General features: G+C 71.9%; 3 protein-coding genes and 1 tRNA gene. 2 read left to right on the forward strand and 2 right to left on the reverse strand.

Translation table 11 applies throughout. The features are described from left to right. Positions 1-181: 181 nt before the first annotated feature. Both pgi and ACFV6I_RS20570 read right to left on the reverse strand, forming a co-directional pair. The gene (gene pgi / locus ACFV6I_RS20565) at positions 182-1,843 is read right to left on the reverse strand and encodes a glucose-6-phosphate isomerase (protein WP_380426797.1); all 1,662 of its coding nucleotides are present in this window, start codon (positions 1,841-1,843) and stop codon (positions 182-184) included. A gap of 184 nt (positions 1,844-2,027) precedes the next feature. Beyond that, entirely contained in the window at positions 2,028-3,611 is a 1,584-nt protein-coding gene (locus ACFV6I_RS20570; protein ID WP_167745871.1) for a Na+/H+ antiporter, read from the reverse strand. 193 nt (positions 3,612-3,804) lie between these two features. Between ACFV6I_RS20570 and ACFV6I_RS20575 the strand changes: the two genes are divergently transcribed. Continuing rightward, positions 3,805-4,713 (forward strand): NADP-dependent oxidoreductase, encoded by a 909-nt coding sequence (locus tag ACFV6I_RS20575; RefSeq protein WP_380426799.1) that lies wholly within the window; start codon positions 3,805-3,807, stop codon positions 4,711-4,713. Positions 4,714-4,786: 73 nt separating this feature from the next. After that, positions 4,787-4,860, forward strand: a tRNA-Lys gene (locus ACFV6I_RS20580). Positions 4,861-4,888 lie beyond the last annotated feature (28 nt).

Here is a 4,888-nt window from a genome sequence, read left to right on the forward strand (position 1 = left end):
GGGTTAGCTGAGTTGACTCTTAATAGGGGGGTCGGGGTTTGGTGTCCTGGGGGGCGCACAGACAGCGGTGTGGCCCTTTGCGAACGGGGGGGGCCTCTCGGCGTTTCCCGCGCGAACCGCGAACCGGCGAACAAGGAAGCAGGACCGGGCCGCCCGCCGGAGCGGACGGCCCGACCGGGGCTCAGCGGCCGCGCAGCGCGCGGTAGCGGGCGACCAGCTCGGCGGTGGAGCTGTCCAGCTGTTCCGCGCCCTCGCCGGTCAGCAGCACCGGCTCGATCCGCTTGGCGAGCACCTTGCCCAGCTCGACGCCCCACTGGTCGAAGGAGTCGATGTTCCAGATCGCGCCCTGGACGAAGACCTTGTGCTCGTAGAGCGCGACCAGCTGGCCGAGCACCGAGGGGGTCAGCTCGGCGGCCAGGATGGTGCTGGTCGGGTGGTTGCCCTGGAAGGTCTTGTGCGGGACGAGTTCGGCGGGGACGCCCTCGGCCGCCACCTCCTCCGGGGTCTTGCCGAAGGCCAGCGCCTGGGTCTGGGCGAAGAAGTTGGCCAGCAGCAGGTCGTGCTGGGCGACCAGGCCCGGGAGCAGGTCGGCGACCGGCTTGGCGAAGCCGATGAAGTCGGCCGGGATCAGCTTGGTGCCCTGGTGCAGCAGCTGGTAGTAGGCGTGCTGGCCGTTGGTGCCGGGGGTGCCCCAGACCACCGGGCCGGTCTGCCAGGTCACCGGCGAGCCGTCGCGGGTCACCGACTTGCCGTTGGACTCCATGTCCAGCTGCTGGAGGTAGGCGGTGAACTTCGACAGGTAGTGCGAGTAGGGCAGCACGGCGTGCGCCTGGGCGTCGAAGAACGCGCCGTACCAGACGCCGAGCAGGCCGAGCAGCAGCGGGACGTTCTGCTCCGGCGGCGCGGTGCGGAAGTGCTCGTCGACCAGGTGGAAGCCGTCCAGCATCTCGCGGAAGGCGTCCGGGCCGATGGCGATCATCAGCGAGAGGCCGATCGCCGAGTCGTAGGAGTAGCGGCCGCCGACCCAGTCCCAGAACTCGAACATGTTGTCGGTGTCGATGCCGAAGTCCCGCACGCCCTCGGCGTTGGTGGACAGCGCGACGAAGTGCTTGGCCACCGCCTCGGTGCCGGCGCCCAGCCCGGTGAGCAGCCAGTCGCGGGCCGAGACCGCGTTGGTGATGGTCTCGATGGTGGTGAAGGTCTTCGAGGCGACGATGAACAGCGTCTCGGCCGGGTCGAGGTCGCGGACCGCCTCGTGCAGGTCGGCGCCGTCCACGTTGGAGACGAAGCGGACGTCGAGGTCGCGCTTGGCGAACGAGCGGAGCACCTCGTAGGCCATCGCGGGGCCGAGGTCGGAGCCGCCGATGCCGATGTTGACGACGGTGCGGATCGGCTTGCCGGTGTGGCCGCGCCACTCGCCGCCGCGGACCCGCTCGGCGAAGCCGGCCATCTTGTCGAGGACGGCGTGCACGGCGGGCACCACGTTCTCGCCGTCGACCTCGATCACGGCACCGCGCGGGGCGCGCAGCGCGGTGTGCAGGACGGCGCGGCGCTCGGTGTTGTTGATCTTCTCGCCTCGGAACATCGCGTCCCGCAGTTCGGCGACGCCGGTGGCCGCGGCGAGTTCGCGCAGCAGCTCCAGCGTCTCGTCGGTGACCAGGTGCTTGGCGTAGTCCACGTGCAGGTCGCCGACCTGGAGGGTGTAGCGGCGGCCGCGCTCCGGGTCGGCGGCGAACAGCTCGCGCAGGTGCGTCTCGCCCAGCGCGGCCCGGTGCTTGCCGAGGGCGGCCCACTGCGGGGTGCGGTCGAGCGGGGTGCGGGCGTCGGCACGGGTCTCCGACATCGGTGGTTCCTCGATTCATCTGGGTGCGGAAACCGGCAGGGCCAGGCGGTGAGGGTCTCGCGAGGTCGTGCGGGTACTGGTGGTACTGGTGGTGCGCCGACTCCGTTGACGGCCTGCCCGGGCTCAGCCTATGCAACCGCGGAGCCGGTCGCGCACATTCCGCCCGGCGGGGCCGGACAGGCCGTCACTTGCGTTCCGAGCGCAGGTCCAGCCCCCGCAGCACCTGGTCGACCAGCTCCGGGTCGGCGCCGAGTTCGCTGCGGGCGGCGAGCATCTCGCGCCGGGAGGCGGCGATCATCTCCTGTTCGACCTCCCGGGCGGCCCGCCACTGGCTGAGCCGCAGCTTGGCCTCGGCGGCCTCCTCCTCGGCGTAGTTCTCCGGGCAGAGCCGGGCCAGCCGGTCGTGCTGACGGTCCCGCAGGCGGTCGGCGACCTCGGCGGGCAGGCGGTCCTGCTCCTCCAGTTCACCCAGCCGCCTGAGCCCCGCCTTGGCGGCCCGCCACCAGAGCTGGCGCACGGCCTGCTCGTGCTTGTCCTGGTCGATGTCCAGTTCGAACCGCTTGGCCAGCCAGGGCAGGGTGAGGCCCTGCACCAGCAGGGTGAACAGCACCACGCTGAAGGCGATGAAGACCAGGCGGCCGCGCTCGGGGAACTCCTCGCCGGAGTGCAGGGTGAGCGGGATGGCGAGGGCCAGGGCGACGGTGGCCACGCCGCGCATGCCGGACCACCAGAGGATCACGCTCTCCTTCCAGCTGAACGGGGTGTCCTCGTCGTCGCCGCTGCGCAGCTTCTTCGACAGCCAGCCGGCCGGCAGCAGCCAGAGCAGCCGGACCACCACGACCACGCCGATGACCACGGCGGCGTCGCCGATGAAGCCGGTCCAGCCGCGGCCGGCCTCCTTGAGCACGGTGGCCAGCTCCAGGCCGATCAGGCCGAAGGCGACGCCGGTGATCAGGATCTCGACGACCTCCCAGAAGGCGTTGCCGACCAGCCGGAAGGAGACGGCGTCGGCGTCGGAGGCCCGCTCGGCGAGGTAGAGCGCGCAGACCACGACGGCGAGCACGCCGGAGCCGTGGATCTCCTCGGCGATGGCGTAGGCAGCGAAGGGCACCAGCAGGTTGAGCGCGACCTGCTGGGTCGGGTCGTCCAGGCGCTCGGCGAGTTTGGTGTTGACCCAGCCGAGGGCGATGCCGACGACCACGGCGAGCACCGCGGACAGGATGAAGCGCAGCACCGCGTGGCCGACCGAGAAGTCGCCGCTGACCACGGCCTCGATGGCCAGCGAGTAGACGACGATCGCGGTGACGTCGTTGAACAGGCCCTCGCTCTCCAGGATCGACACCAGGCGCCGGGGCAGGCCGACGCTGCCGGCCACCGCGACGGCGGCCACCGGGTCGGGCGGGGAGACCAGCGCGCCGACGGCGATCGCGGCGGCGACCGGCAGGGCGGGCAGCAGCCAGTGCACCGCCCCGGCCACCGCGGCCGTGGTGACCACCACCAGGGCGACGGCCAGCAGCAGGATCGAGCGGACGTTGGCCTTGAAGTAGCGCACCGAGGAGCGCCGGGCGACCGCGAAGATCAGCGGCGGCAGCACCAGCGGGAGGATCAGCTCGGGTTCGATGGTGACGTCCGGGATCTGCGGGACGAGCGCCATGACGATGCCGAGCAGGGTCATCAGGACCGGTTGCGGGACTCCGGTCTTGCGTGCGAGTGGCATGGTCACCACGGAGGCGAGCAGCACCAGGAAGAACAGGGGCAGCTGGCCCACGGAAACGTTCCTCTCGACAACGGACGGCTGAGCGCCGCCCAGGATAAATCTGACAATGCGCCCATCGGCGAAGACGCGCCGAACAGCGGGCCGAACAGTGGCTTGACCTCAAGTGGACTTCAGGTCCGAGGATCGGGGGCGGTCGAACAGTCAAGCAGTCGAATGTCGAACATTCGAGAGGGCGGGAGCAGACATGAAGGCGGTCACCGTGACGCGGTCCGGCGGTCCGGAGGTCCTGCGGGTCACCGAGGTGCCCGACCCGGAACCCGGGCCGGGCGAGGTGCGGGTGCGGGTCTTCGCCGCCGGGGTGCAGCCTGTCGACCTCGCGATCCGGGAGGGCTTCCGCCCGCCGGGGGCCGTCGTCGAGCCGCCGTTCGTCCTCGGCAACGAGTTCGCCGGAGTGGTGGACCGGCTCGGACCGGACGGCTCCGGCTGGCAGGTCGGCGACGAGGTGCTGGGCTTCCGCTTCCTGGACAGCCAGGCCGGGCTCGTCACGGTGGACGCCGCCCAGCTGGTGGCCAAGCCCGCCGGCATGCCCTGGGAGCAGGCCGGCTCGCTCTCCGCCTCCGGCCAGACCGCGCACCTGGCGCTCACCCTGCTCGCGGTCGGCCCAGGCGACACCGTGCTGGTGCACGGCGCCTCCGGCGGGGTCGGCACCGTCGCCGTCCAGCTCGCCCGGGCCTGGGGCGCCACCGTGATCGGCACCGCGAGCGAGCGCAACCACGACTACCTGCGCGACCTGGGCGCGATCCCGGTCACGTACGGCGAGGGGCTGGTCGAGCGGGTCCGGGCGGTGGCGCCGCAGGGCGTGGACGCCGCCTTCGACGCCGCCGGGCGGGGCGCGCTGGCGGCCTCCGTCGAGCTGGTCTCCGACCGGAGCCGGATCGGCACCGTGGTCGACTACCCGAAGGCCGAGCGGCTGGGCGTCCGGGGGCTGCGGGGGCCGCGCACGGCCGCGCGGCTGACCGAGCTGGTGCGGCTGTGGGAGGCGGGCGGGCTGCGGCTGGAGGTCGCCGAGGCGCTGCCGCTGGAGCGGGCCGCCGAGGCCCACCGGCTGGTCGGCGCGGGGCACGTCCGGGGCAAGGTGGTCCTGGTGCCGTGACGCTGCGTGCGCGGCCGCCCGGGCCGATTGTGTGTTTCGGCTGCTGACCAGGTAATGTTCTCCGCGTCAGCAGGCGCCGCTAGCTCAGTTGGTTAGAGCAGCTGACTCTTAATCAGCGGGTCCGGGGTTCGAGTCCCTGGCGGCGCACAGACAGGCCGAAAGCCCCTAGCGCAAG

Origin of the sequence: Kitasatospora sp. NPDC059803, from assembly GCF_042732255.1 — a bacterium.
Lineage (GTDB): Bacteria > Actinomycetota > Actinomycetes > Streptomycetales > Streptomycetaceae > Kitasatospora.

Excerpts from the sequence above, each read along its gene's own strand:
- pgi (WP_380426797.1), bottom strand. The coding sequence starts at position 1,843 with ATGTCGGAGACCCGTGCCGACGCCCGCACCCCGCTCGACCGCACCCCG.
- ACFV6I_RS20575 (WP_380426799.1), top strand. The coding sequence starts at position 3,805 with ATGAAGGCGGTCACCGTGACGCGGTCCGGCGGTCCGGAGGTCCTGCGG.